This is a genomic window from Nocardia vinacea NBRC 16497, assembly GCF_000308835.1.
Lineage (GTDB): Bacteria > Actinomycetota > Actinomycetes > Mycobacteriales > Mycobacteriaceae > Nocardia > Nocardia vinacea.
On the sequence record NZ_BAGN01000187.1, the window covers coordinates 1 to 1,589 of the forward strand.

Consider the following 1,589-nt stretch of genomic DNA (forward strand, 5'->3'; position numbering starts at 1 on the left):
GGAAACGTATTCGCGGTCCCCGCATCTGTTCTCCGACCTCGGCATTCCGGAGGGTGTCACCGGCACCATCCGCAAGCCGAAGCCGGTCCACGACGAGGACGCCGAGGTTGTCGAGCGGCCCGCCCGTACGCCGCGCAAGCGCAATCGTCGCCGCACCCGCGCTGGTCAGCCGATCGACGGCGAAACCATCGGCACCGAAACCGACGAAGCCGAAACCGATACCGCCACAGCTCCACTCGACGATGCGACCGATGACGAGACGGCGGATAAGCCCGCGCGTCGCCGCCGTCGCCGCCGCAAGTCCGCCGGTGCGACCGAAGACGGCACCGAGAACGGCACCGAGTCGAAGGACAACGGGGACAATGGAAACGGCGTCACCGCCGAGTCGAACTCGGACAGCGATACCGATGACGCCGAAACCACCGATCAGCCCGCACGCCGTCGGCGGCGCCGTCGCAAGCCCGCGGGCGAAGGCGAAGCGACCGCGGCCACCGCTCCCGAGACGGTGACCGCCTCGGCATAGTTCGATACGCAGGCGCGTCTGTCATGGACAGGCGCGCCTGTGGCGTCTCGGCCGCGCCGACGCGTCACCGATGCACGGCCGCAGGCGAGCGGCAACGGGTGGCCGAACGTGGAAATACCGGCAGGTAAGCGCCATTGAACCCGTCTGCGGCCGTCATACGTCGGCGGATGTCCACGCGAGACCGATCGCATCCCCCGGGCGACACGTTGTAGTCTCGCAAACGTGCTCGCACCCGAGCGGCGAACGCGCGCCGACATCATCTCCGCAGTCGCGATCGCCGTGGTCGTGGTGATCGCGGCGGCGGTGGTGTGGGCGCGCAGTGATGCCAGGGGCACCGAATCGGTGACGGCGGAACATCCGGTTTCCACTCCCGCGGCCGCCGATCAGGTTCCGACGAGCTTGCGCGAGCTGTGGCATGCGCCGGACCCCGCAGCGAACCGGGCGCTGGTGGCCGCGGGCTCGGTCGTAACAGGCGCGGATGGCACGGTCACCGGACACGATCCGCGTACCGGTGCGGAAGTGTGGCACTACCGGCGTGACCTACCCCTGTGCGGCGTGGAGTCGCAGTTCGGCACGGTGATCGCGGTGTACAAGGATCAGCGCGGCTGCAGCCAGGCCACGCTGCTGGCCGGTGAGGACGGATCGCGCCGGACCGCGCGCAGCAGCTATATGGATCCGTCCGTGCAGCTATCGGTCGACGGCACCTATGTGCTGGCCCAGGGCCCGCGGCGGCTGGAGATGTGGCGCTCGGATCTGGTGCGCACCCTCGAATACGGTTACGTCGACGCACCCGTGAATGTGAAAACCCAACCGCGCAAGGGCTGCAAGCTGATCTCGTCGAGTTCGAGCTCCACCCGGCTCGCCGTCCTCGAACGCTGCCCCGAAGATCCGACCAACCGGCTGACCGTGCTCAATCCGGCGCCGAAGGACAATACGGTGCCCGAGGAGTACGGCTCGCATGTGCTCAACGGATCCGGTGCGGACTCTCCCGACGGGCGCGTAATCGCGGTGTCCGACAACCGAATCGTGCTGTACCTGCCGGGTACGCCCGCGACCGCGACCGCCG

At 68.5% G+C, this 1,589-nt stretch carries 1 protein-coding gene and 1 pseudogene; both read left to right on the forward strand.

Annotated elements, in window-relative coordinates:
* A pseudogene (locus ON44_RS51690) lies at positions 1–523 on the forward strand (DEAD/DEAH box helicase); the annotation flags it as partial.
* 222 nt (positions 524–745) lie between these two features.
* A partial coding sequence (locus tag ON44_RS26105; protein WP_040694851.1) for an Rv3212 family protein occupies positions 746–1,589 on the forward strand: 844 nt, incomplete at its 3' end.